Annotated in this window: 16 protein-coding genes; 11 read left to right on the top strand and 5 right to left on the bottom strand. The window is 72.0% G+C overall.

Annotated features, from left to right (window positions below):
* Positions 1-89: 89 nt before the first annotated feature.
* The gene (locus tag STRTU_RS18430) at positions 90-710 is read right to left on the bottom strand and encodes a PadR family transcriptional regulator (protein ID WP_159744647.1); all 621 of its coding nucleotides are present in this window, start codon (positions 708-710) and stop codon (positions 90-92) included.
* 104 nt (positions 711-814) lie between these two features.
* On the opposite strand from STRTU_RS18430, the gene STRTU_RS18435 reads away from it, so the two are divergent.
* From STRTU_RS18435 to STRTU_RS18455, 5 genes are all read left to right on the top strand, one after another.
* On the top strand, positions 815-2,005 hold the full coding sequence (locus STRTU_RS18435; RefSeq protein ID WP_246240711.1) for an FAD-dependent monooxygenase: 1,191 nt from the start codon (positions 815-817) through the stop codon (positions 2,003-2,005).
* A 137-nt stretch (positions 2,006-2,142) separates the two neighbouring features.
* On the top strand, positions 2,143-2,490 hold the full coding sequence (locus STRTU_RS18440) for a WXG100 family type VII secretion target (RefSeq protein ID WP_246240715.1): 348 nt from the start codon (positions 2,143-2,145) through the stop codon (positions 2,488-2,490).
* A 75-nt stretch (positions 2,491-2,565) separates the two neighbouring features.
* Positions 2,566-2,880, top strand: coding sequence for a hypothetical protein (locus tag STRTU_RS18445; protein WP_159744649.1), 315 nt, complete (start codon positions 2,566-2,568; stop codon positions 2,878-2,880).
* A 32-nt stretch (positions 2,881-2,912) separates the two neighbouring features.
* Positions 2,913-3,641 carry a hypothetical protein gene (locus tag STRTU_RS18450; protein WP_159744650.1) on the top strand — a complete coding sequence of 243 codons (729 nt, stop codon included), beginning with the start codon at positions 2,913-2,915 and terminating at the stop codon, positions 3,639-3,641.
* Positions 3,642-3,651: 10 nt separating this feature from the next.
* The gene (locus tag STRTU_RS18455) at positions 3,652-8,157 is read left to right on the top strand and encodes an RHS repeat-associated core domain-containing protein (protein WP_159744651.1); all 4,506 of its coding nucleotides are present in this window, start codon (positions 3,652-3,654) and stop codon (positions 8,155-8,157) included.
* 197 nt (positions 8,158-8,354) lie between these two features.
* On the opposite strand, the gene STRTU_RS18460 is transcribed toward STRTU_RS18455, so the two are convergent.
* Entirely contained in the window at positions 8,355-12,740 is a 4,386-nt protein-coding gene (locus STRTU_RS18460) for an FtsK/SpoIIIE domain-containing protein (protein ID WP_159747050.1), read from the bottom strand.
* A 279-nt stretch (positions 12,741-13,019) separates the two neighbouring features.
* Here STRTU_RS18460 and STRTU_RS18465 point away from each other — a divergent pair, with 279 nt between their 5' ends.
* A complete protein-coding gene (locus tag STRTU_RS18465; protein ID WP_269777373.1) occupies positions 13,020-13,958 on the top strand; it encodes a hypothetical protein in 939 nt (312 codons plus the stop codon).
* 3 nt (positions 13,959-13,961) lie between these two features.
* On the opposite strand, the gene STRTU_RS18470 is transcribed toward STRTU_RS18465, so the two are convergent.
* On the bottom strand, positions 13,962-14,546 hold the full coding sequence (locus STRTU_RS18470) for a sigma-70 family RNA polymerase sigma factor (protein ID WP_159744652.1): 585 nt from the start codon (positions 14,544-14,546) through the stop codon (positions 13,962-13,964).
* Between the two features lie 219 nt (positions 14,547-14,765).
* On the bottom strand, positions 14,766-15,539 hold the full coding sequence (locus STRTU_RS18475) for a LamG domain-containing protein (protein ID WP_159744653.1): 774 nt from the start codon (positions 15,537-15,539) through the stop codon (positions 14,766-14,768).
* 260 nt (positions 15,540-15,799) lie between these two features.
* On the opposite strand from STRTU_RS18475, the gene STRTU_RS18480 reads away from it, so the two are divergent.
* From STRTU_RS18480 to STRTU_RS18495, 4 genes are all read left to right on the top strand, one after another.
* The gene (locus tag STRTU_RS18480) at positions 15,800-17,575 is read left to right on the top strand and encodes a sensor histidine kinase (RefSeq protein ID WP_159744654.1); all 1,776 of its coding nucleotides are present in this window, start codon (positions 15,800-15,802) and stop codon (positions 17,573-17,575) included.
* The gene (locus STRTU_RS18485) at positions 17,568-18,296 is read left to right on the top strand and encodes a response regulator (protein WP_159744655.1); all 729 of its coding nucleotides are present in this window, start codon (positions 17,568-17,570) and stop codon (positions 18,294-18,296) included. Before STRTU_RS18480 ends, STRTU_RS18485 begins: the two co-directional genes overlap by 8 nt.
* Before the next feature lie 186 nt (positions 18,297-18,482).
* Positions 18,483-19,265: an ABC transporter ATP-binding protein gene (locus tag STRTU_RS18490; protein WP_174878892.1), complete on the top strand. Its 783-nt coding sequence runs from the start codon at positions 18,483-18,485 to the stop codon at positions 19,263-19,265.
* A gap of 57 nt (positions 19,266-19,322) precedes the next feature.
* On the top strand, positions 19,323-21,911 hold the full coding sequence (locus STRTU_RS18495; protein ID WP_159744656.1) for an ABC transporter permease: 2,589 nt from the start codon (positions 19,323-19,325) through the stop codon (positions 21,909-21,911).
* A gap of 117 nt (positions 21,912-22,028) precedes the next feature.
* Here the strand turns inward: STRTU_RS18495 and STRTU_RS18500 are convergent, their stop codons facing one another.
* Positions 22,029-22,772, bottom strand: a complete 744-nt coding sequence (locus tag STRTU_RS18500; protein ID WP_159744657.1) for an alpha/beta fold hydrolase — start codon at positions 22,770-22,772, stop codon at positions 22,029-22,031.
* Between the two features lie 83 nt (positions 22,773-22,855).
* Here STRTU_RS18500 and STRTU_RS18505 point away from each other — a divergent pair, with 83 nt between their 5' ends.
* On the top strand, positions 22,856-23,818 hold the full coding sequence (locus tag STRTU_RS18505; RefSeq protein ID WP_159744658.1) for a helix-turn-helix transcriptional regulator: 963 nt from the start codon (positions 22,856-22,858) through the stop codon (positions 23,816-23,818).
* Positions 23,819-23,907: the final 89 nt, after the last annotated feature.

The raw sequence follows: 23,907 nt of genomic DNA on the forward strand, positions 1-23,907 counted from the left end.
TTCAACGGGGGGTGCCGTACGCCGTACCCACTCCGCTGTCTCAGCCGGCGAGGGGCCCGAGGCTTCGCCGCCGTTCACGGCGCAGCTCGTCAATCCCGCGAAGCATCGCCACTGCCCGCTTCCTGGAACGTCGCGAGCATCTCCGGTGACCAGGTCAGGGTGCCGTCCCGCAGATCGCTGATCACGCCGTGCAGCCAGCGTTGTTCGGCGTCGAGGACGGCGAGCAGGTATTCGTTCTCGATCAGGGTGATGCGTGGCAGTCCCGTGGGGGCTTCGGTGAACGGGCGCTCCAAGTCGGCGCGCTGGGCGGCCAGTCGAGCCGCCCGTTGTTCCAGGATCGGCGCCACCTCGTCGGGGTTGAGCATGAGCATGTTTGACAGTGCTGCCGGGAACAACGGGAACTCCGCCTTGGGGGCCGACAGCATCTGCTCCAGCCACTCGCGGGTGACCGCTCGGCCCTCGTCGGTGACCTCGTAGACGGTCCGCTCGGGGTACTGCTGGTCGCGCTCGGTCTGCCGGACGGTGATCAGCCCGCCGGCCTGCAGCCGCTCGATGGTGCGGTACAGCCCGGCGCGCTGGCCGACGTTGACGACCTGCTCCTTGCCCCACTGCTTGAGCAGTCGCTGGATGCCATAGGGGTGCAGCGGCCGGTGGTGCAGCAGCGTCAGCACGGTCAGGCCCAGTGGCGAGCTCTTCACGGAGGCGGACATACGGGCATCGTAGTCAGTGCGAAATTAGTTGCAGTGGGACTAGTTGTGTTGCAACTATGGCCGGGCGCTTGAACGGCGTATCCACATGACCCATGGGAGGGGTTATGAGCGACGACGGCCGCGGTTCCGGAGTCCGCACGGCACTGGTCATCGGGGGCGGGGTAGCAGGACCGGTGACGGCACTCGCACTGCGCAAGGCGGGCATCACGGCGACGGTCTACGAGGCGTACCCCACCGCGGCGGACGGTGTGGGGGCCTGGCTGGGGCTGGCGCCCAACGGCCAGGCGGCGCTGGCGACGGTCGGTGCCGACGCGGTGGTGCGGGCCGCCGGGCATCCGGTGCCCGGCATGGTGATGGCGGACGGGGCCGGCCATCGGCTCACCGGTTTCGGCGGATTTCCCGAACTGCCCGCCACGCTGACGCTGCCGCGCGAACGGCTGTTCCGGGCGCTGACCGACCGTGCGGTCGCCGAGGGTGTGCGGTTCGCGTACGGCAAGCGGCTGGTCGCCGCCGAGGAGACGTCCGACGGCGTCACCGCCCACTTCGCCGACGAGACCTCCGCGACCGCCGACATCCTGATCGGCGCCGACGGCATCCGCTCCACCGTCCGCACCGTGATCGACCCGCGGTCTCCCGCCCCCGAATACGGCGGCGTACTGAGCTTCGGCGGCTACGCGGCGGTCGGCAGCGAGGCCGGGGTCGAACCGGGCACCATGTACTTCGCGTTCGGGCAAGTTTTTATGGGCTACTGGCAGGGTGCGGACGGGCGGATCATCTGGTTCGCCGGACTGCCCACGGACGCTCCGCCGAGCCCGGCCGACATGGTGCGGGTACCCGCCGCCGAGTGGCTGAGCCGGCTGCGTGACCTGTACGCCGGTCATGTCCCGGGCGAGCGGCTGCTGCGGCACACCGGCCCCGACGACCTGATGGTGGTCGGCCGGATGGAGCGTATGCCCTCCGTGCCGCGCTGGTACCGCGGCCGGATGGTGCTGGTCGGAGACTCGGTGCACGCCCCGTCCTCCAGCTCCGGACAGGGCGCCTCGCTCGCCATCGAGAGCGCGGTCGAACTGGCCCGCTGTCTGCGCGATCTGCCCACGCCCGGCGAGGCGTTCGCCGCCTACGAGGCCCTGCGCCGCCCGCGCGTGGAGGCGATCGGCCGCAACGCCGCAGCCGTCAACAAGGTCAAGGCCGGCAAGGCCGACGCCCCCGGGCCGGCATTCCCCACCCCTGAGGAGATGTTCCGCCCGCTGCACTTCCACCGGATCGACTGGGAGGAGAAGGTCACCGCGGGGTGACGGGGGCGGTGAGGGCTATCGGACGGTGGCGGTGAGGGCTACCGCCTGACAGGGACCACGATCCCCCCAACTCCCCTTTGTCACCATCCCGCAACAAGCGTGAACCGCCCCGGCAGGTGTCCCGTACAGCCCCGTGTGTGCGGCCCACCGGCCGCGGCGATACGCAGCGAGGGAAGGACATCGGCATGGCCGGCGGCAACATTCAGATCAGCCCGGATGAGATGCGGGAGGCGTCGACCTGGCTGCAGAACCAGAAGGAACTGATGCAGCAGAGCCTCCACGAGGCCAACACCAAGATGGACGAGATGGTCGAGGCGGCCTATGCCACGCCCGGGTCCGAGTCCAAGTTCCGTCCGTACTGGGAGGAGTACAAGAACGGGACCGAGAAGGCGATCGAGGGTCTGCAGGGCGTCAGCGAGTTCATCAAGCAGGTCGCCGACGCGTTCGTCGACACCGACGACCAGACGTCCGGCTCCATCGGCTGACGTGCCCCGCACCGTCCGGCCCCGTCCTCCCGGTGAGGGCGGGGCCGGACGGCCGGAACAGGAGAGGGGAGACCGATGGGTCGGATCAGCGTTCCTGTGCAGGATCTCAAGGACACGGCCAGGGAGCTCCAGAACATCGGGGAGCTGATCGGCAACTCCGCGACGCTCTATCACGCCACGGGTGAGGCCGGCTCGTTCAAGAGCGTCGTCGGCGACTCCCGGCTCGCGGAGGCGCTCGACGACTTCGACAAGGCGTGGGTGGCGGGTCATGAGCGGGTCCACGACAACGTGAAGACGTTCTCCGAGAACACGGACACGATCTCCGAGAACTTCACGAAGACGGACGAAGAAACCGTCAACTCGCTGGACGAAGGCAAGAAGGACGCGTGACAGAAGAGCGTCGCGCGGAAGGGAAAAGCGCCATGACGGAACCGACCACGGAGCGGCCGGAGGCGGCCGCGCCCGCGGAATACAGCCTGAGGTTCCCCGACTCCTGGTGGCATCTCGACCTCGACCCGAGCACCCGGGACGCGTCGATCCGCCGCCGTATCGAGGCACAGGTGGAGAAGGCCCCGCAGCTGACCCGCGAGCAGGTGGACGGGCTGATCCGCAGTACCCGGCGCATCGCCCGCGAGGCGCACGCACAGGGCGCGCTGCGGGCTTCGGGGATGCTCAGGATTCTCCATGCGGGCAGCGGCCCCCTGGTGCTCAGCGCCACCACGGTGGTGCTCCGGATCTCCGTTCCGGAGGAGCAGGCGGAGGATCTGGCGGACCTCGTCATGGCGGCCGGCGTGCAGCTCGGCACCGAGGCTGAAGGCACCGGACTGCCGGCCGGCGAGGTGGAGTTGGTGGAACTGCCGCATGCCGGGGCGGCCGGGCGGATCTCCCGCGTCGAGGACGTGAACTACCAGGGGACGCGGGTTCCCACCGCGGTGCGGCACACCCTCGTTCCGGTGCCCCACACCCACGACTACCTGGTGATCGCCAGCTCCACTCCCAACGTGGATCTGGCGGAGCAGTTCTACGAGGTCTTCGACGCGATCGCGGAGTCGCTCCGCTTCGACGGCCGGGCAGACACGACCGACGCAGCAGGTCCGGCGGCGGGAGCCGCCGATGGAAGCCCCATGGGCGAAACAGAACAGGAAAAGTGAGGTAGCGGCCATGGCGCGTCCAGCGGTGTCCGATTGGGAAGACGTCTTCGGGTTCTCGGACGACCCGACCCCGGGTGATACGGAGGTCCTCGGACAGCTCGCGCGCAGCTACCGTTCCGTGGCCGATAACGCGGGTGACGCCCTTCCCCTCGTCTCCGGGCTGGAGAACCAGCAGGTGGGCGAGGGCAAGACCATGGAGAAGCTCCGCGACAAGCTGGGCGACCTGGCCGAGCAGGTGCGCAAGCTGCACAGTTCGTACGACCAGGCGGCCGGGGCGCTGGACACCTATGTGCACTCGCTGCGCGACCAGCAGCGGAATGCCGACAACGCGCTGGAGAAGGGGCGGGAGGCCAAGGAGCGGCTGGCGTCGGCCACCGAGGCGGTGCGTGCGGCCGGTGCCACCATCGGTCAGCTGGACGCGGTCGACCACCCCCCGGACGACATCGAGGCGCGGACGAGCACCCGGCGCGCGATGGACGAGGCCAAGAGCAGCCAGTCCACGGCGCAGGGGCATGCCGATGACGCGCAGGCGGATCTGGACGCGGCCCGGCTGCTCGCCGAGGACGCCCGCCAGGTCCGCGAGGAGGACGCCGCCACCGCCGCCCAGAAACTCGACGACGCGAGGGACGAGTCCGTCGCCGGCTACAGCCTCTGGGACAAGATCAAGAAGGCGTTCAGCAAGGCCCTCGGCATCATCAGCGCCGTCCTGGGCGTACTGGCACTGCTGATCCCCGGCCTCCAGGGGCTCGGCATCGCCCTGACGATCGGTGCCGTCGTGGCCGGTGCGGCGTCACTGGGCATCAATATGTCGATCATGGCCGAGACCGGCGACTGGGACATCGGCGAGATCGTCCTGGGCGTCGTGGGACTGGTCGCGGGCGGTGGCGCGCTGCTCAAGGGCGTCGGGAGTATCGGCTCGGCCCTGAAGGGCGTCGCGCGCAACGGGCTGAACAAGATCGGCTCAGCCTTCCGCCCCAACGGCCGCGGCGCGGGCATCAAGAAGTGCGCGACCGACCCGGTGGACGTGGCCACCGGCGAGATGCTCATGATCAAGACCGACCTGGAGCTGCACGGCGTGCTGCCGCTGCGGCTGACCCGGACGTATCTGTCGACGTACCGCTACGGGCAGTTCTTCGGCCCCTCCTGGGCCTCCACCCTGGACGAACGCCTTGAAGTCGACGGCCGGGGGCGGGCGTTCTGGGCGCGCGAGGACGGCTCGATCCTCAGCTACCCGCGGCTCCCCGAGGCCGGCTCCGTGGACGACCTGGTGTGGCCCGAGGAGGGAGCGCGCCTGCCGCTGGCGGCCGAGGAGACGGCCGAGGGCGAGGTCACCTACTCGGTCGCCGATCCGCACACCGGTGTGAGCAGCCGCTTCGCGGACCGTCCCACGCCCGGGGCCGAGGACGACACCCGCGTGCACTGGCTGGTCCGGTGGCACGACCGGAACGGCAACGAGGTGCGGATCGAGCGGGAGGAGGACGGCTCCCCGACGGCGATGGTCCACTCCGGCGGCTACCGCGTGGAGGTGAACTGCGTCGCCGGCCTGCTGCTGGACGTGGCGGTCGCCACGCCCGACGGCCCCGTCGAGGTGATGTCCTACCGGCACGACGCGGACGGCAACCTCAGCCACGTCGTCAACTCCTCCGCACAGGCGATGGTGTTCGACTACGACGACCGGAACCGCATCACGGCCTGGACCGACCGCAACGACTCCACCTACCGCTACGTCTACGACGACGCGAACCGCGTCACCGAGACCATCGGCCCCGAGGGCTATCTCTCCTCGCAGTGGTCCTACGACCCGGACGAGCAGCGGAACCACTTCACCGACGCCTGCGGCGCCACGACGACCTACCAGCTCAACGACCTGTACCAGGTCGTCGCCGAGACCGACCCGCTGGGCCACACCGTCCACACCGAGTGGGACCGCTACGACCACCTCCTGTCGCGCACCGACGCCCTTGGCCACACCACCCGCTACGAGTACGACCAGTGCCACAACCTCACTGTCGTCCGCCTCCCCGACGGCAAGAGCTCCACGACGGCCTACAACAGGCTGAATCAGCCGACCGTGCAGACCCAGCCCGACGGCAGCGTCTGGCGGCAGGAGTTCGACGAGCGCGGCAATCTGACCTCCCTGACCGCTCCCGACGGCACCACGCACCACCTCACCCGTCATCCCACCGGCGCGACCGCCACGGCCACGGACCCGTCGGGAGGGCTGGTCAGGTTCGAAGCGGACGCGGCGGGGCTGACCGTGGGCGTCGACAGCGGCTCCGGAGGCACGGCGACGGCGGAGCGCGACGCGTTCGGCCGGCTCATCGCCCTGACCGATCCGTTCGGAGCGGTCACCCGCACCGAGTGGACCGTCGAGGGACGGCTGGCGCGCAGCATCGCCCCCGACGGGCGGGTCAAGCGCATGAGCTGGGACGGAGAGGGCAACTGCCTCTCGGCGACCGACTCCGCGGGGGGCGCCACCAGGTACGAGTACACCCACTTCGACCTGCTCGCGGCCCGTACCGGGCCCGACGGGGTGCGCTACACCTTCGCCTACGACGCGGAGCGCCGCCTCACACAGGTCCGCAACCCGCAGGGTCTCACCTGGGATTACGCCTATGACGCGGCAGGCCGTCTGACGAGCGAGTCCGACTTCGACGGCCGTGAGGTCACCTACACCCACGATGCGTCGGGCCGACTGCTCGCCCGCACCACCCCGCTGGGCGAGGAGATCTCCTTCCAGTACAACTCCGTGGACGAGATACTCCTCAAGAACGTGGCGGGGACCACGACGTCCTATGAGTACGACCAGGCCGGATCACTCGTCCGCATGGCCTCCCCGGACTCGACGCTGGAGTTCGAACGCGACGCCATGGGGCGGGTCCTGGCCGAAACCGTGGACGGCCGCCGTACCGGTTTCACCTACGACGTTCTCGGCCGTCGCACCTCCCGCACCACCCCCACCGGCGCCGTCACCGAACTCACCTATGACGAGCTGGGAAACCGCGACAGCCTCACCGTCGACGGGCACCGGATGGCCTTCACCCACGACGTACTCGGCAAGGAGATGGCCCGCGTCTGGGGCAGCCGGACCTCGCCCGTGGAGGCGACGAGCGACTGGGACCCGGCCGGACGTCCCATCGCCCAGCGCCTCGCCACCTCCGCCGGCACCCTGCGCGAGCGCACCTACACCTATCGTGCGGACGATCACCTCGCGGCCGTCACGGACGCGACGACGGGCCTGAGCCGGCAGATGGAACTCGACCAGGTGGGTCGCCCGTTGGCTGTGACCGCCGACGGCTGGACCGAGTCCTACGCCTACGACCAGGCGGGCAACCAGACGTCGGCGACGTGGCCGGAGAAGGCCGGGCGGGCGGAGGCCCGCGGCGAGCGCACCTACACGGGCACCCGCATCCAGGCCGCGGGGGCGGTGCGCTACGAGTACGACGCCGCCGGCCGCATGGTGCTGCGTCAGAAGCGCCGTCTGTCGAGGAAGCCCGACACCTGGCGCTACGAATGGAACGCAGAGGACCAGCTCACCTCGTGCGTGACGCCCGACGGCACCCGCTGGCGCTACACCTATGACCCGCTGGCCCGGCGTACCGCCAAGTACCGCATGGCGGAGGACGGGTCGGTCGCCGAGGCGGTCCACTTCACCTGGGACGAGACCCGCCTCGCCGAACAGACCGACACCGCCAACGGCATCACCCTCACCTGGGACCACGACGACTACCGGCCCCTGACACAGCTGGAGCGCAAGCCGAGGACGCAGGAGGGGTACGACTCCCGGTTCTTCTCGATCGTGACCGACCTGGTCGGTACTCCCACCGAACTGGTGGATGAGCAGGGCGGCATCGCCTGGCGCTCCCGCGCCACTCTCTGGGGTGTCACCAGTCGCAACCGCGATGCCACGGCCACCACCCCGCTGCGCTTTCCCGGCCAGTACCAGGACCCCGAAACCGGCCTTCACTACAACTACTTCCGCCACTACGACCCGGAGACGGGACGCTACGTCTCACCCGACCCGCTCGGACTGGACCCGGCGCCGAACCCGGTCGCCTACGTCTCGAACCCCTCGACCGCGTACGACCCACTCGGTCTGGAGGACTGTGGCCATACGGCCGAGATCTACATCCTGCAGTCCGGCGGGGGTTACAGGCCGTGGCCCATCAGGGCCGAGTACACGGTGCGGACCCCGGGATCCGGCGAGGCCAGGACCGAGGCGGAAGCCACTCTCCCCAGAAACTGGGCGTACGGGAACGTCGTCCACACGGAACACCGTTTCTCCCGCATGGCCGGCGCCAGCACCGGCAACAAGGTCTCCATCCCGAACGACCCGTATCACCTCCGGGCTCCGGTCGCCCGGGGAGAAGCCGTATTCATGCAAGGCACACGGTCGCCGTGCAGCAGCTGCAAGGGTGCGATGAACCGCATGGCCAACGAACTCGGAGTCAACGTCCGGTACGCCTGGTCGGACAAGACCTGGGACGCGGGGGGAGGTATGAAGTGGAGGGAGTGAACCCGGCGCGAACCCCTCCCGCCGGTGCCGTGGCGGGGAGATCCCCGAACCGCATGAGATCGGTTGATTCCGCCCCTTCGGAGTTGATCCCTCTCGTTCCCGGAAGGCCCTGCACCCGCACGGGGTGACAGCAGAAGAGGGCCCCACCGGAACTCACGTTCCTCGGTGGGGCCCTCGCGCATGCCGTCCCCGTAGGGTCAGCTGCCGGGCTTCGGCAGGACGGTCTCCGGGACCTGAACCGTCCGCAGCACCCCGTCGCCCAGGTGCAGGATCGCCCGGCCCGGACGGGCCGCGCCCAGCCGGCTGCGCGGGACCTTCACGCCGATCAGTTCGCCGTCGCTCATGTTCTGCGGCTTCAGCAGCAGGCCGCACCGGTTGCGGCGGGCCTCGGTGTGCCAGCCGGAGAAGCCGGAGGAGAGCCGGTCGGTCTGCCCGGCGATCACCAGGCCCCGGCCGGTCTCGGCACCGGACTTGGCGATCGGCGTGAGAACGGACTCCGCCTTCGACTTCAGCAACAGGTCGGCGTCGTCCAGGATCACCACGGCGCCCTTCGGCGCGGAGGCCAGCGCCTGCTCAAGGGCCGTGGGGTCGATGTCGGCCTCGTCGAACACCGCGAGGACCCCGGGCCGTCCGGCGAGCCGGCGCAGCGGCGACCTGGCCGGCGCGCCGATGACGATGGGTGTCCTGACCGAGAGCAGCGACATGGCCAGCGTCGCCAGGACGGTGCTGCGCCCGGAGCGGGCCGGCCCGGAGACGAGGAACGTCGGCGTGACGGAGAAGTCGGGTCCGACCGCCGTGAGTTCGTCGCCGCCGACACCGGACAGGGCCCACCGTGCGGACGGCAGCGGCCGCGGCACGTACTGCATCGCCTGCTCCCAGGTGAGCCGGTCCGGCAGCGTGTCGACGCGGAACGGCCGGGTGGCGGCCGGGAGGTGCACCGCCTGCTGCCGGCACTGCTCGGCGATCTGCTGGAGCGCCGCGGCCTGCGCCTGGCCCTCCGGGTTCTGCGTGAGGAGCGCGATCTGCACCTCCGCCTTGTCGGCGGCACGGAAGGCGCGGCCCGGCGGGATCTCGTCCGGCACGTTGCGCTGGGTGATGCCGATCTGCCCGTACTCGGACTTCTCGTTCAGCTTGAGTACGAGCTTGTCCTCGGTGGAGCCGGTGACCCGGCTGGAGAACAGCGCCCGGTCACCGGTCATCACCAGGTGGATGCCGACGCTCGCGCCGTCCCGGAGCAGGGTCAGCACGGCGTTCAGCAGGTTCCCGGAGTCGTACTCGCCGAGCTGCTTGTCGAAGACCTCCCAGCGGTCGATGAACAGCAGGATGTGCGGCGGCCGTTCGGACTCCGGCAGGGCGCGGCGCAGCTCCGCCAGGTCGGCGCTGCCGCGCGCGGCGAGCATCTCCTGACGTCGGCCCAGCTCCTCGGTCAGCCGGGCGAGCAGCCGGGCCACCCGGTCGGGCTGGGTGCGCTGGGTGATGGCCCCGCAGTGCGGCAGGCCCTCGATGGGCAGCAGCGCGCCGTTGCCGCAGTCGATGCCGTACATGTGCAGCTTGTCGGCGGAGTGGGCGAGGGCCGTGACGCCGGCGATGGTGCGCAGCGTCTGGGACCTGCCCTGCCGGGGCGAGCCGATGATGTGCAGGTGCCCGAGCGTCGCCGGGTCGATCACCAGGGCCTGCCGGGCCTGTTGGGCGGGCAGGTCCACCACGCCGTACGCGACGGGCGCGAGGTCGTAGTCCGAGGCCGGGACCGGCGGCAGTTCGGCGGTGACCAGCTGCTCGGGCAGCGGCGGCAGCCAGGGGCTGTGCTGTGCGGGGATGCCCATGTCCCGGTCCGCCGCGCGGATCGCCGTGACGAGGCCGGTGAGGTCGGTCTCCACCTCGGCGGGGGCGGCCGCGGTGCGGGGCCGCTGCGGGAGCGGTTCGCCGAGCCGTTCCCAGCCGACCGCCACCGCCCAGGGCGCCGGCAGCGAGGCCGCCGCGGCGCCGGGCCGGCGGCCGCCGACCCGTCCGGACTGGAACGGCACCAGGGAGTTCTGGCCGAAGCGGACATAGGCGCGGCCGGGTGTGCTCTGCGAAATCCCGGCGGCCTCCGAGGAGTTGAGGACGTCCTGGCTCTCGCCGGCGTCCGTCACCCGCAGCGCGATCCGCAGGTTGGTGTTGGCGCGGATCTCCGAGGAGACCACGCCGCTGGGGCGCTGGGTCGCCAGGATCAGATGGATGCCGAGGCTGCGGCCCCGCTGCGCGATGTTGACCAGGCCCTTCACGAAGTCCGGCAGATCCCGCACCATCGAGGCGAACTCATCGATGACGATCAGCAGCCGGGGCATCGGCGCACGTCCCGCGGCCGGTTCGCGCTCCAGCAGCTCGACATAGTCCTCGATGTCCTTGGCACCGGCCGCGGCGAGGATGTGTTCGCGCCGGGTGAGCTCCGCCGTCAGCGACACCAGGGCCCGTTCGACGAGATGGGCGTCGAGGTCGGTGACCATGCCGACGGTGTGCGGCAGGTCCACACAGTCCTTGAACGCGGAGCCGCCCTTGTAGTCGACCAGGACGAAGGTCATCGCGTCCGGACGGTTCGCCACCGCGAGCGAGGCGACCAGCGTCTGGAGGAGTTCGGACTTGCCGGAGCCGGTGGTCCCGGCGACCAGCCCGTGCGGGCCGTCGCGCCGCAGGTCGAGGGAGAACGGGCCGTCCAGGGAGACGCCGACGGCCGCCCGGGTCGAGCGGCCCCCGGCCGACCAGCGCGCCCGGATGCCCGCGGCCTGCGGCGGGTCGAGGGCGAGGACATCGAGCAGCCGCGCGGAACCGGGGAGCACCGCGGCCTCCTCACCGTCCCCGCCTGGGTCCCGCATCGGGCCCATCGCCCGCGCCAGCGAACGGCACCAGTCCAGGGACACCACGTCGGGCCGGATGCCCCCGACGGTGCCCCGCCCGGAGCGGCCCACCCGCACGGTGCCGCCGGGCTCCTCGGCGACGACGGCCTGGCACTCCTCGGGCAGCAGCCGCTCCTCGGCGTCCAGGCAGACCGCGCGGACGCCGACGGACGGTCCGTCGCGCAGGATCTGCGTCACGCCGGGCAGCGAACGCAGCCTGCGGGCCCCGTCGAGCACGACCAGCACATCGGGCCCGGCGGTCCGGCTCCGCCGGTCCTCCGCCCCGGCCCGCTCCGCGATCAGCGCGGTGAGTTCGGCGACCCGCCGGGCGCAGGTCTCGGTGCCGTAGCCGATGCTCGCCGGGGTGTCGCCGGACTTCTTCCGTACGTGCGGCAGCCAGCGCAGCCAGGACCAGCCGTCCCGGCCCGGCCCGCCGGTCGTCAGCAGGTGGATCTGGAGGTCACGGGGGCTGTGCAGGACGGCGGCCTGGGCGATGGCCCACTGTGCCACGGCGCGCGCGGCCGGGCCCTCACCGGCGATGCCCAGAACGTCGTGCTCCCGCAGCGGAACGGTCACCGGCACGTCGTAGGCGGTCCACGGGTCCTGGCGGCGGTGCTCGTCCTTGGTCGGGTCCTGGAGCACCACGTCGGAGGGCAGATCGGCGGTCCCGATGCGCAGTTCCAGGAAGTCGGCGTCCGAGGTACGGCGCTCCCACAGGCGGCGCCGGGGGCCGACGGCGGTCAGCGCCACCTCGGCCGGGTCGGGGAAGCCACGGCGCCGGGCGGTGCGTTCGGCCGTCAGGGCCTGCTCCGCGTCGCCCTCGATGCGCGCCTTCTTCTCCTCGTAGGCGGCGACCGTCTCGGAGTGCGACTGGCGTCCGCTGCGCCGGCTCATCAGGTAGTTGCCGAGGATCACGACCGGGGAGAGCAGCCCGAAGAACAGCATCTGCCAGCGGCCGAAGGCCAGCGCCCCGACCCCCGCCATCACCACGGGGGCGGCCGCGGTGATCCACGGCAGCGGCCGCGCGGCGGGCGGCGCGGGCGGCGAGGGCAGGGTGAAGCGGGTGGCGGTCTCGGCCGGGCGCAGCCGCGGCGGCCGGTTGTAGTCCCAGCCGGTGCCGTCCTCCGACGGCTGCACGGCCGCGTCCGGCCGCTGCGGAAGGGCGAGTTCGAGCAGAGCGCCGCCGACGAGGAGCTGTGCGCCGGCCGGCCAGGCGGTGGCCCCGGCGAGGTCCGCACGGTCCAGTTGCGGGGTACCGCCGTCCGGCGCCGACGCGTCGGGCGCCACCCGGCAGCGTCCCCGGGGGCCCACCGTCAGCACGGCGCACGGACGGTCCGGCAGGGTGCGCAGCACCTGGGCGCTCCCGTCGGGTGCCAGCCCGATGCGGTACTCGCCGATGTCGAGCCGGTGCACCGTGCCCGCCCCGGCCCCGCCGACCACACGGACCTCCACCAGCCCGTCCGGTTCGGCCGACGAGGTGCCGGCCGGGCGGCCCAGGCCCACGATGGCCGCGTGCCGCAGCGGCGCGTCCCGCAGCCGCAGGTCCCCGGGCAGCAGCTGGTCACCGGCGTACAGGCCGAGGCCCTCCGGGGGCCGGTGGACACCACCCGCCCCGGCCAGCGCCTCCGCGACGGCGTGCACCGGCGTGTCGGGGTCGGCGTCGAGGTGGACGTCGAACGCGTCACCGTCCCCCTCGACCACGGTCAACATCAACGACACGAAAACGTCCTCCAGCCGGCGTGAATGCGGGGGCCGCGGGGGCCGTGTTCGAGGCTCCCGTGCCACTGACGGGACCTACGGGCCCGGCCCGTGAACGGTTCACGGACGGTTCACGGACGGTGCGCGGACGCGGTACGGACCCGCCGGTGAACCGTCCGCGCCCGCGCCCCGTATGGACATCGGGTGCACGGCGCCGCGACTCCGCCGCGGTGCCCCCGTTTTCCACCGTCCCGGCTCCGCCGCCGGGGAGTCCCGACAAGGAGTCAGAAGATGATCTGGTACGTCCTGGCCGTGGTGCTGGGGCTGGCGCTGATCGGGGCGGTGGCCGCGCTGGTCGTGACCGAGCGGCGGCCCCGCCCGCCGAAGCCCGCCGCTCCCTCGGCCGCCGTCGTGGGCCGGGAGGCGCTGGACGTGGTCGACGCGGGCCTGCGCCGGCTGACCGGCGAATGCCTGCGTTCCGCCCGGTCGCTGCCCGACCTCTACGCCGTCGTCTACTCCGAGGAGCGGCTGGGACTGCTGCTGGCCGGTGCGGAGGAGACCGCCCCCGCGCCGTGGACCGCCGAGGCGGACGGCGAGCGCTGGACGATCTCGCCGGACGCCCTGCACCGCCCCGGTCCGGAGGGCGAACCGGCGCTGCCGTTCGCGCTGACGGTGACGGTCGGGCTGGACGGCGCCGACCGGGTGCTGGTCGACCTCTCCCGGGCGGGGGGTCCGGTCTCCGTGGCGGGCCCGGACGAGGAGGTGCGCGGCCTGGTGCGCGCCGTCGTCATCGAGGCGCTCGCGGGCCCGGTGGGGTCGCTCGCCGAGGTCACCCTGGTGGGGTCGCTGGCCGGCGACGGGCTGCTGGGCGACGATGTGCCGCGGACCTCGCGGCTGCACACCGCGGCCAGTGTGGAGGAGGCGTTCGCCAGGGCGGCTTCGGCGCCGGGAGCGCCGGAGCCCGGCGCGTCCGACGTCACCCAGATCTTCCGGCTGATCGAGGGCAGCAGCCGGATCGCCGTCCAGGGCGAGGCGCCGCACCTGTTCGTCGTGGACGCCTCACAACTCCCGCGGCGGCAGGGGGCGCTGGACGGCCTGCGGCGCGGCGACGCGCTGCTGGTGCTCGGCGACGCGCCCGCGGGGTGGCGCTGGCAGGCCGGTGCGGACGGATCGCTCGACACCGGACCGCTCGGCCTGGAGATCACCCGGCACGCGGGGCGGATGGCGTGACGGTCATCCGGCCTCGCGGTCCCGGCCGTCCCTGTGCAGCCCGCGGCTGCGCAGCGCCTCCCGCAGGGCGCGGGCGGCGTAGTACGTCCGGGACTTGACCGTGCCGGGCGGGACGCCGAGGACCTGGGCCGTCTGGTTGACGCTGCGTCCCAGGTAGTGCACGTGCAGCAGAACCTCGCGCTGCGGCGGCCGCAGGTCCCGCAACGCCTCGAAGAGCACCTGGGAGGTGAGGAGGTGGTCCACGTCGTCGGAGACCGGCAGGTGGGCGAGTTCCGGGTCGCCGGTCTCCGGTGGTCTGGCCTGGCGGGCCCGGTGGCCGTCGATGACGAGGTTGCGCAGCACGGTGAACAGCCACGGCCGCACCGAATCCGCGGTCGGATCGAGGTCCCCCGCGTGCCGCCAGGCGCGTATCGCCACCTCCTGGAGCACGTCCTCGGCGTGGTGCCAGTCGCCGCCCAGCCGCCGGGCGGCGAACTGCAGCAGCGCGCTGCCGTGGAACTGGTACAGGGCTCTGAGGAATTCCTCGGGACGGGGATCCGCGGTGCGGGGGCCGGGCATGCTGGCTTCGGTCGAAGCACTGGCCGACAAAGGCTTTCTCTCCGGTCATCTGGGGGGAGGACGGGTGCGGCCGGCGGCCGCCGACGCGAGCGGTCGTCCGCTCCGTGCGGCGGGCCCGCCGGCCCGCGGCGGCGGTGAACGCGCCCCGGTCGGGCGTGAGCTGCGGCCGGAACGTGCCCCGTTGCACGTCCCGGCGCGTACGGACACGGCCGCGCCGCGCGCTCCGTGGCGGGCGCCGGCCGGCCGCCGTCAGTCCGGTTCGTGGGCGGACAGCGACTTCACCTCGTCAGCCGTCAATTCCCGGTCGTAGACGTGCACATCGGCGACATCGCCCTTCCAGTGGTCGACCGCCTTGCCGCCGAACTTGCCACGCCCGACCACCACACTGCCGGTGGGCTTCACCCGGCCGGTGGCCTGCCTGCTTCCCGCGAGCCGGCCGTCCACGTAGATCTTCATCCGGTGGTCCTTCTGGCCGTACGTGCCGGTGAGGTGGTACCAGCGCCCGGCCTGTGGCTGCTCGGCCTGCTCGGCGACGGTGCGGGCACCGGGGAAGCTGAACGCGAAGTTCTCGTCCGGCCCGGCGTACTGGAGGTAGAACGTGCTGAACTTCTCACCGTCCTGGGACAGCGCGGTGTGGAACCCGCTCATGTCCTCCGCGTCGAGCTTCACCCGCGCGGCGAACGAATAGTCGTTCTTCCGGGTGTCGATGCGGGTGCCGGTGTCCGCGGACCCACTGCTGCCGTCCAGCCGCAGCGCCCCGCCCCCGGGCCCGTCCGTCCACTCCGTGCCACTGCCGGCCACGGCATCGTGCTCCCCCGCCTTGGCGGTCCCGGACCGGTGCAACGGCCACCACCCGACGCCCTGCAGCCCCTCAGCCGTCGCCTTCGGCGAGGCCGCTGCCGCCCCGCCCTTCTCCTCCCCGGAACCCCCGGCTCCCTCCCCGCGCACCAGCTGCACAACGACAAAGGCCAGCGCGACGGTCAGTACGGCGATCGTGGTGATGAGCGACCATCTGCGCGTCATGAATCTCCCAGGGACGTGCGGCATAAACGTGTCACTGGTGGTCACGTGCCCGATCCACAACTGGTTCAACGTGAATCCAGTTGATGCGGAAGCGGTCGGGGAATGGGCGGGGGTGCCCGTGAATGGGCGGCTGTGCGCGGGAACGGGGGCGATGGGCGGGTGTGGGAGCGGGCACGTGAGGGGCCTCTGTCTTTGGGCAGAGGTGGCGTCGCACCCAGGGACCAGGGAGCGCCCGGTGCGGGGCCGCGATAATCGGCGGTATGCCGTCCAGTGCTCCGCCTGTCACTGACCACAGCTCGGTCCGAAGTCCCTTCGCGGGGCCCGGGGAGTGTGGGTGGCGGCTGTGGCGGTCGGGGCGCGAGGTGGTCCTGGCCGGGGTGCTGGTGTGGCCGCTGTGGCAGGCCGACGAGATGGTGAGTTACCTCGGGCCGCGGGGTGGGGCGCCGGGTGTGGGGCTCGTCGCGGTCGCGGTGGTGTTGATGCTGGTGCGGCGCCGGTTCCCGGCGACCGCTGTGGTCGGGCTGGCGGCGCTGATGGGGGCGGTGCCCGTGGTGGCGCTGCTGACCGCGACGGCCGCCTACACCGTGGCCCGGCAGGTGGAGACGCCGCGGCGGCGCGCCGAGCTGTTGCTGGCGGCGGGCGCCGCGACGCTGGTGACCAGCGTGGCGTTCGCGCCCTGGCTGGGGCTGTCCAGATGGGTGGTCGGACCGGCCCTCGGGGCGGTGCTCGCCACCACCACGATCGTCGTGCCCGGACTGGTCGGCACCTCCGTGGGGCAGCAGAACCGGCTGCTCCGGGCCTTGCGGGGGCGCGCCGCCGCCGCCGAGCAGGCGCGCCGGCTGGCGGAGAGCGAGTCGCGGATGCGCGAACGGTCGCGGATCGCCGCGGAGATGCACGATCTGGTCGGGCACCGGCTGAGCCTGGTCTCCCTGCACGCGGGCGGCCTGGAGATGGCGCTGCTCAAGCAGGCGCCCGGACTGCGGGAAGAGGCCGCGCTGGTGCGCCGCGCCACCCGTGATGCGATGCAGGAGCTGCGCGAGGCGCTGGGGGTCCTCGGCCCGCTGGAGGACGACACCGGCACCGGCGCGCTGACCGATGCGACGGGCACCCGCGCGGACATCGAGGCGCTGGTGGAGGAGTCGCGGGGCGGCGGTATCCCCGTCACCTCTTCCTGGGAGGGGCCCGATCTGGACGCCCGGCCGGCCCGGGTGCGGCGGGCGGTCCAGCGAGTGGTGCGGGAGTCGCTCACCAACGTCCACCGGTACGCGGCCGGCGCCCACGTGACCGTCGCCGTCCGCCACACCGGCGCGGGGGTGGAGGTCCAGGTGCGCAACGGCGTGCCGCCCACCCCGCCGGCCGCCGCGACCGGGCTCGGCTCCGGGCAGGGGCTGACCGGACTGCGGGAGCGGGTGGCGCTGCTCGGCGGCACCCTGAAAGCGGACCGGACGCCTGGCGGCGGCTTCGTCGTGACGGCCGATATCCCCGCCGACCCCGGGCCCGGTGCGGAGACTGCGGACGCGGCGCCGGAGACCAACGGGCCGGTGGCCGACGAGGAGTCCGGCAGCGGGCTGTCCGCCCTCCAGCGGCGCGTCGGTGGCGTCGTCGCCGGGCTGCTCGGCCTGGTGGGGGTGGGGGTGGGGGTGATGTCCGGGCTGGTGCTGGTGGACCAGGCGCAGCACGGTTCCGTGCCATCGGGCCACGAAGTGCCCCGGCTGGGGATGTCGAGGGAGCGGGTGGAGTCCGTCGTGGGATCGGACACCGCCGAGGTGCGCGCGGCCGCCGCCGGACACGAGCCGCCGCGGCCGGACTCCGCCACGGAGTGCGTGTACCCGTACCCGCTCGCGGAGCCGCATGGCGGACGGCTGGAGCTCGTCCGCTACTGCTTCCGCTCCGGCACCTTGATCGCGGTCGACCGCTTCACGGTCCCTGTGGTGACGGAGAAGCCGACGGGTGAGAGCAAGGCGGCTGGTGAGAGCGAGGCGACTCGTGACGGAAGGGCGTCCGAACCCCCCAGGAGGAGCAGGACACATGACTGACCAGGCCAACTCCGGCTCTTCCCGGGCCACTTCCGGGGTGCGGGTGCTGCTCGCCGACGACGAGGAGATGGTCCGGCACGGCGTCCGGATGATTCTCCGGCACGCCGAGGACATCGAGGTGGTGGCGGAGGCGGCCAACGGTGCCGAGGCCGTCCGGCTCGCCGCCGAGGTCCGGCCCGATGTGGTGCTGCTCGACGTCCGGATGCCGGTGGTCGACGGGCTCGCGGCCGTCGAACCGCTGGTCGCCCTGGAGCACCGGCCGCAGGTGGTCATGCTCACCACCTTCGGCGACGAGGAGAACGTCACTCGCGCCCTGCACGGGGGCGCCACCGGCTTCCTCCTCAAGGACGAGGGGCCGCGGGAGCTGATCCGCGCGGTACGGGCCGCGGCCGTGGGGGACGCGGTGCTCTCGCCGGCCGTCACCGGGTCCGTCATCCGCCTGATGCTGGGCGGCAATTCGGCCGACGCCGACGCCGACGCCGACGCCGACGCCGATACCGACGCCGACGCGCCGGACAGCAGGGTGGCGGGTCTGACGGACCGGGAGCGGGAGGTGCTGGTCATGCTCGGCGAGGGGCTGTCGAACCGGGAGATCGGCGCCCGGCTCGGTATCGGCGTGGGAACGGTCAAGACCCATGTCGGGTCGATCCTGGGGAAGACGGGGTGCGGCAGCCGGATGCAGGCGGCGCTGGTGGCGTACCAGGCCGGGCTGATGCGCTGATCCCGGGCGGGCCGGGGAGCCGCCGGGTCTGCCTTTGGACAGAGCGCCCGTAGCCCGTGCGGGCTACCTGGCCGCGATCGGTGCGACCTGCGGAAGACCGCGTATCCCCGCCCTTGGAACGACGTATCCGGGGGTGCCCCGCGGACACGATGGACGGGAGTCCCGCACCCCGCTTCAGGAGTCCCCGTGTCGCAGTCCGCCACCCAGACCGTCCACCTGAAGGCACCGTCCGGTGCCGCCGCCCGCGCCACGTCGCTGAGCAAGATCTACGGTGAGGGCGACACCCGCGTCGTCGCCCTCGACGAGGTCTCCGTGGAGTTCGAGCGCGGACGGTTCACCGCGATCATGGGGCCGTCCGGCTCCGGCAAGTCGACGCTGATGCACTGCATGGCGGGGCTCGACGCCTTCTCCGCGGGCTCCGCCCACGTCGGTGACACCGAGCTGTCCGGTCTGGGCGACCGGCAGCTCACCAAGCTCCGCCGGGAGAAGATCGGCTTCATCTTCCAGTCGTTCAACCTGCTGCCCACCCTGAACGCCCTGGAGAACATCACGCTGCCGATGGACATCGCAGGCCGCACGCCCGACCAGGAGTGGCTGGACCTGATCGTCGGGACCGTCGGACTCTCCGGGCGGCTGGGACACCGTCCTTCGGAGCTCTCCGGCGGCCAGCAGCAGCGCGTCGCCGTGGCCCGCGCACTGGCCGGCCGACCGGAGATCATCTTCGCGGACGAGCCGACCGGCAACCTCGACTCCCTTTCCGGCGCCGAGGTCCTGGGCTTCCTGCGGGACTCGGTACGCGAGCTGGGGCAGACCGTCGTGATGGTCACCCACGACCCGGTGGCCGCCTCCTACTCGGACCGCGTGATCTTCCTCGCCGACGGACGGATCACCGACGATCTGCCCGCCCCCACCCGCGAAGCCGTGCTCGACCGTATGCGGCACTTCGACGCCAAGGGCCGGACGAGCTGACGCGCTCCTCCCGCACGGCATCCCTGTCCCTCGCCTCTCCCAGGACTGAAACCGACCATGCTGCGTACAGCTCTGCGCAATGTCCTTGCGCACAAAGCCCGATTGATCATGACCGCGCTCGCGGTCCTGCTCGGCGTCGCCTTCGTCTCCGGCACCCTCGTCTTCGGTGACACCACCGCGAACGCCTTCCGTAAGGCCGCCGTTGCGAGCCTCAAGGGGGTCGCCGTCTCCGTGCAGTCGCTGGATGCCGGCGGTGGCGAGAGGGCGGCCGGCCTGGACGGCCCCGCCACCCCGGGTGCCAAGCCGGCCAGCGCGCTCGACACCGCGCTGGTCCACAAGATCGGCGCGCTGCCCGGCGTCGCCGCGGTGCGCCCCACCGTCGACGGCCGGGCCACCGTGGCCGGCAAGGACGGCCTGCCGGTCAACACCGACAAGGGCCGGCCGAGTCTGGCCACCAACTACCTGCCCGGCAAGGACAGCCGCACCTCGCTCAAGGAGGGCCGCGGGCCCGCCGCCGAGGGCGAACTGGCGCTGGACGCGCAGACCGCCGAGAAGGGCGGCTACCGCATCGGCGACAACGTCCGCTTCGCCATCGACGGCCCCGCCCTGACCAAGAAGCTGGTCGGCATCGTCACCACCGACGATCCGCGGGTCAACGCCGGGGCTTCGCTCACCCTCTTCGACACCGGGACCGCACAGAAGCTCTTCCTGCGGCCCGGCCAGTTCCACGAGATCGCGGTCGTGGCCAAGAGCGGTACCGACGCCGGTGAACTGACCGACCGGGTGCGGGCACTGCTGCCCGCGGAGGGCGCCGAGGCCACCAGCGGCGAGGACCTGGCCGCCGAGCAGTCCGCCGGTGTCGCCGAGGCGACCGGGTCCCTCACCAAGGCGCTGCTCGGCTTCGCCGGTATCGCGCTGTTCATCGGCGCGTTCATCATCGCCAACACCTTCACCATGCTGATCGCCCAGCGCAGCCGGGAGATCGCCCTGATGCGGGCGGTGGGCGCCTCGCGCCGCCAGGTCGTCCGCTCGGTCCTCGTCGAGGCCACGCTCCTCGGGCTCGGTGCCTCCGTCGCGGGCTTCGTCCTGGGCCTCGGCATCGCCACCGCCCTGCGCCCGCTGATCAACCTGACCGGCGCCGGGTTGCCCGCCGGACCGCTGGTCATCTCGCCCATGGCGTTCGCCGGTTCGATCGTCGTCGGCGTCGTCATCACGGTGCTCGCCGCCTGGCTGCCGTCCCGCAAGGCCGCGAAGATCGCCCCCGTGGCGGCGCTCAGCAGCACCGACCAGGCACCGCCCGCCCGCGCCCTGATCGTCCGCCATGTGGTCGGCATCCTGCTCACCGGAGCCGGGATGCTGGTGATGCTGTACGTCTCCACGCTGCGCAACACCCTCCAGAGCAGCCTGATGATCGCGATGCTCGGCTCGGCGCTGACCCTGCTCGGCCTGATCGTGCTGGCACCGCTGCTCTCCCGGCCGCTGATCGCGCTGGCCGGCAAGGTGACTTCCCGCCTCTTCGGCGTCACCGGCAAGCTGGCCAAGGAGAACGCGCTGCGCAACCCGCGCCGCACCGCCGCCACCGCCTCGGCCCTGATGATCGGGCTCGCCCTGGTCACCGGCCTGACCGTGGTCGGGAAGTCCGCCCAGAGCGCGCTGGTCGCGGAGGCGAACCAGGGCATGACCGCCGACTACAACGTCTCCAACAGCACCCCCGCCGGGCTCGACCCGAGCGCGGCCACCCGGATCGCACGGCTGCCCGGGGTCGCCGCGGCCGTCCCCACCACCACGGCGCTCCTCGACACGAACCACGGTCTGGTCTCCGTCACCGGCACCGACCCCACGACGTACGGCAAGACCGCGAAGCTCGACTTCCGCTCCGGCTCGCTGCGTGACATCGGCCCCGGGAAGATCGCGGTCTCCGACGAGTTCGCCGCCAAGGCCGGGATCGAGGTCGGCAGCACCCTCAAGGCCGGCTCCCTCGACGGCTCCGAGCCGCAGCGGAAGAAGAAGCTGACGGTCGTCGGCGTCTACGCCAAGACCCCCACCACGGACAAGGCACTGGGTACGCTCACCGACGTCCTCCCCTACTCCGACACCCACAAGCTCGAAAACGTGCTGGTCAAGGTCGAGCCGGGCAAGACTGACGGCCTGGAGCGGAAGATCCGTGCCGCGCTCGGCGACAGCCCGCTGATGGAGGTCCAGAGCCACGAGCAGGTCATCAACGACGGCGGCGGGGGCGTCAACATGGTCCTCAAGATGATGTACGGCCTGCTCGGCATGGCCGTCCTCATCTCGGTGCTCGGCGTCGTCAACACCCTGGCCATGTCGGTCTTCGAGCGCACCCGCGAGATCGGCATGCTGCGCGCCATCGGCCTCGACCGCACCGGCATCAAGCAGATGGTCCGGCTGGAGTCGGTGGTGATCTCGGTGTTCGGCGCGGTGCTCGGCATCGGCACGGGCATCTTCCTGGCCTGGGCCGGAAGCACCATGGCGAGCTCGTCGCTGACCCTGTACGAGACGGTGCTGCCGTGGGGGGACCTGGCGGTTCTGCTGGGGCTGGCGCTGCTGATCGGCGTGCTGGCAGCGATCTGGCCGGCCCGCCGGGCAGCCCGTCTGAACATGCTCCAGTCGATTCAGTCGAGTTGACCCGCTCCGGATCATGACGCAGGCCCAGGTCTCGTGCCTGGGCCTTTGTCATGGAGCGGGCGCGGGCGACGGGCGGTGGCCGCCGCGGAGCGCCCGTCAGCGTCCGTCAGTGTCCGATCAGCGTCCGGAAGAGACGACCGCGTCGAGAGTGTCGGCGAGTTCGAGCGGCATGGACAGCATGGGCCAGTGCCCCGTGGGCAGATGGAAGTGCCGCCACGGCGGCTGATTGAGGAAGTCCAGCACCGGCACCCCGGCATCCAGCAGGGCCTTGGCGTCGTTGCAGGCGACCACCACGCGGTCCACGTCGGGACCGGGCTCGTCCGCGCCCGTGAGCCGCTGCTCGAAGGTGCGGAACGGCTGCGGTGTGGAGCGGGCGCGCATCAGCTCGCGCCGCTCCTCGTCGAGCCCGTCGAGGGAGCTGAACGCGGCGATGACGTCGAACGGCGGCAAGGGCAGCTGCCACCCGTCCCCGTCCTCGGCGGCCAGCTCGCGCAGCTGGTCCACGATCTCCTCCGGCATCACATCGAGCAGGCCGGTGCCCTCGGCGAACGGGGCGCTGTCGAGATAGATCACGCGCGCCAGCCGCGATCCGAGACGGCCCGCGGCGGCGGTGACCGGGACCGCCGCATAGCTGTGCGCCACGAGCGTGACATCCCGCAGGTCCTGGTCCACGACGAACCCGGTGATGTCGCGGATATGCGTCTCCAGGTCCACGTCCGGGCCGGCGGCGTCGGCCCGTTCGCCCAGGCCGGTCAGCGTGATCGGCAGTGCCGCATGGCCCCGTTCGCGCAGCGCCCGTGCGGTGTCCTCCCATGCCCAGGCTCCGAGCCAGGCGCCAGGAATGAGTACGAAGGTAGCCATGCGGTTTCTCCTCGGATTTAAGGGGTTGAGGTGAGAGTAGGGTCCATACAGGACAGTTTCCGCCCTCGAACCGCGAGTGATCCATGTCATATCCGCTGACGCGCGTACTCGCTCTGCTGGAGCTCCTCCAGACACACCCCGGGCTGACCGGCGCGCAGTTGGCGGACCGCCTGGGCACCGACGTCCGCACGGTGCGGCGCTACGCCGCCCGCCTGCGCGAACTGGGCATCCCCGTGGAATCCGCCCGGGGCCGCTTCGGCGGCTACCGGCTGGCCCGCGGCTACCGGATGCCGCCCCTGATGCTCACCAACGAAGAGGCCCTCGTGGTCATGCTGGGCCTGCTCGCCGGTGAGCGGCTGGGCATGAGCACCACCGCTCCCGCCGGCGCCGGCGCCCTCGCCAAGATCGAACGCGTACTCCCCGACTCGCTCCGCGACCCGCTGGCCGCCATGCGGGACACCCTGTCCTTCACCGCCCACACCGTTCTCGCGCAGGCCCCCCAAACAGACATCCTGCTGACCCTGGCGCAGTCCTGCCGCTCGGGTCACACCGTTGCCCTGCGCTACCGCTCCTGGCACCAGGAGCACACCGAACGCGACGTCGACCCCTACGGCGTGGTCTTCCACTCCGGCTGCTGGTACCTCGTCGGCCACGACCACCTCCGTGACGACCTCCGCACCTTCCGTATGGACCGGATAGCCGCCACCGCGCCCACCACCGGGACCTTCACCGCCCCCGACGACTTCGACCCGGTGACCTACCTCACCGCCTCCCTGGCCCGGACGCCCGCCCTGTGGCAGGTCGAGGTACACATCGAGGCGCCCGCCGAGGCCCTTGCCTGCCGACTGCCGCGCACCATGGCCACCCTCACCGCCACCCCGTCCGGCGTCCTGATGCGCGCCCAGGTGGAGCGTCTGGAAAGCATGGCCCACCTACTCGCCTCCCTGGAATGGCCCTTCACCATCCACACCCCCGACCAACTACGTGAGTCCCTCAGGGACTTGGCCCGCCAACTCACTACGGCCGCCGAACGACCGTCGGGTTGAGGGGGCGGCCTGGGCGGCCCGGACAGCAACCAAGCCCCAGGTCGCCGACCTGAGGCTGTCGCATGGAGCAGGTGCCCGGCACCGGCAGC

It is taken from the genome of Streptomyces tubercidicus (assembly GCF_027497495.1).
Classification (GTDB): Bacteria; Actinomycetota; Actinomycetes; order Streptomycetales; family Streptomycetaceae; genus Streptomyces; species Streptomyces tubercidicus.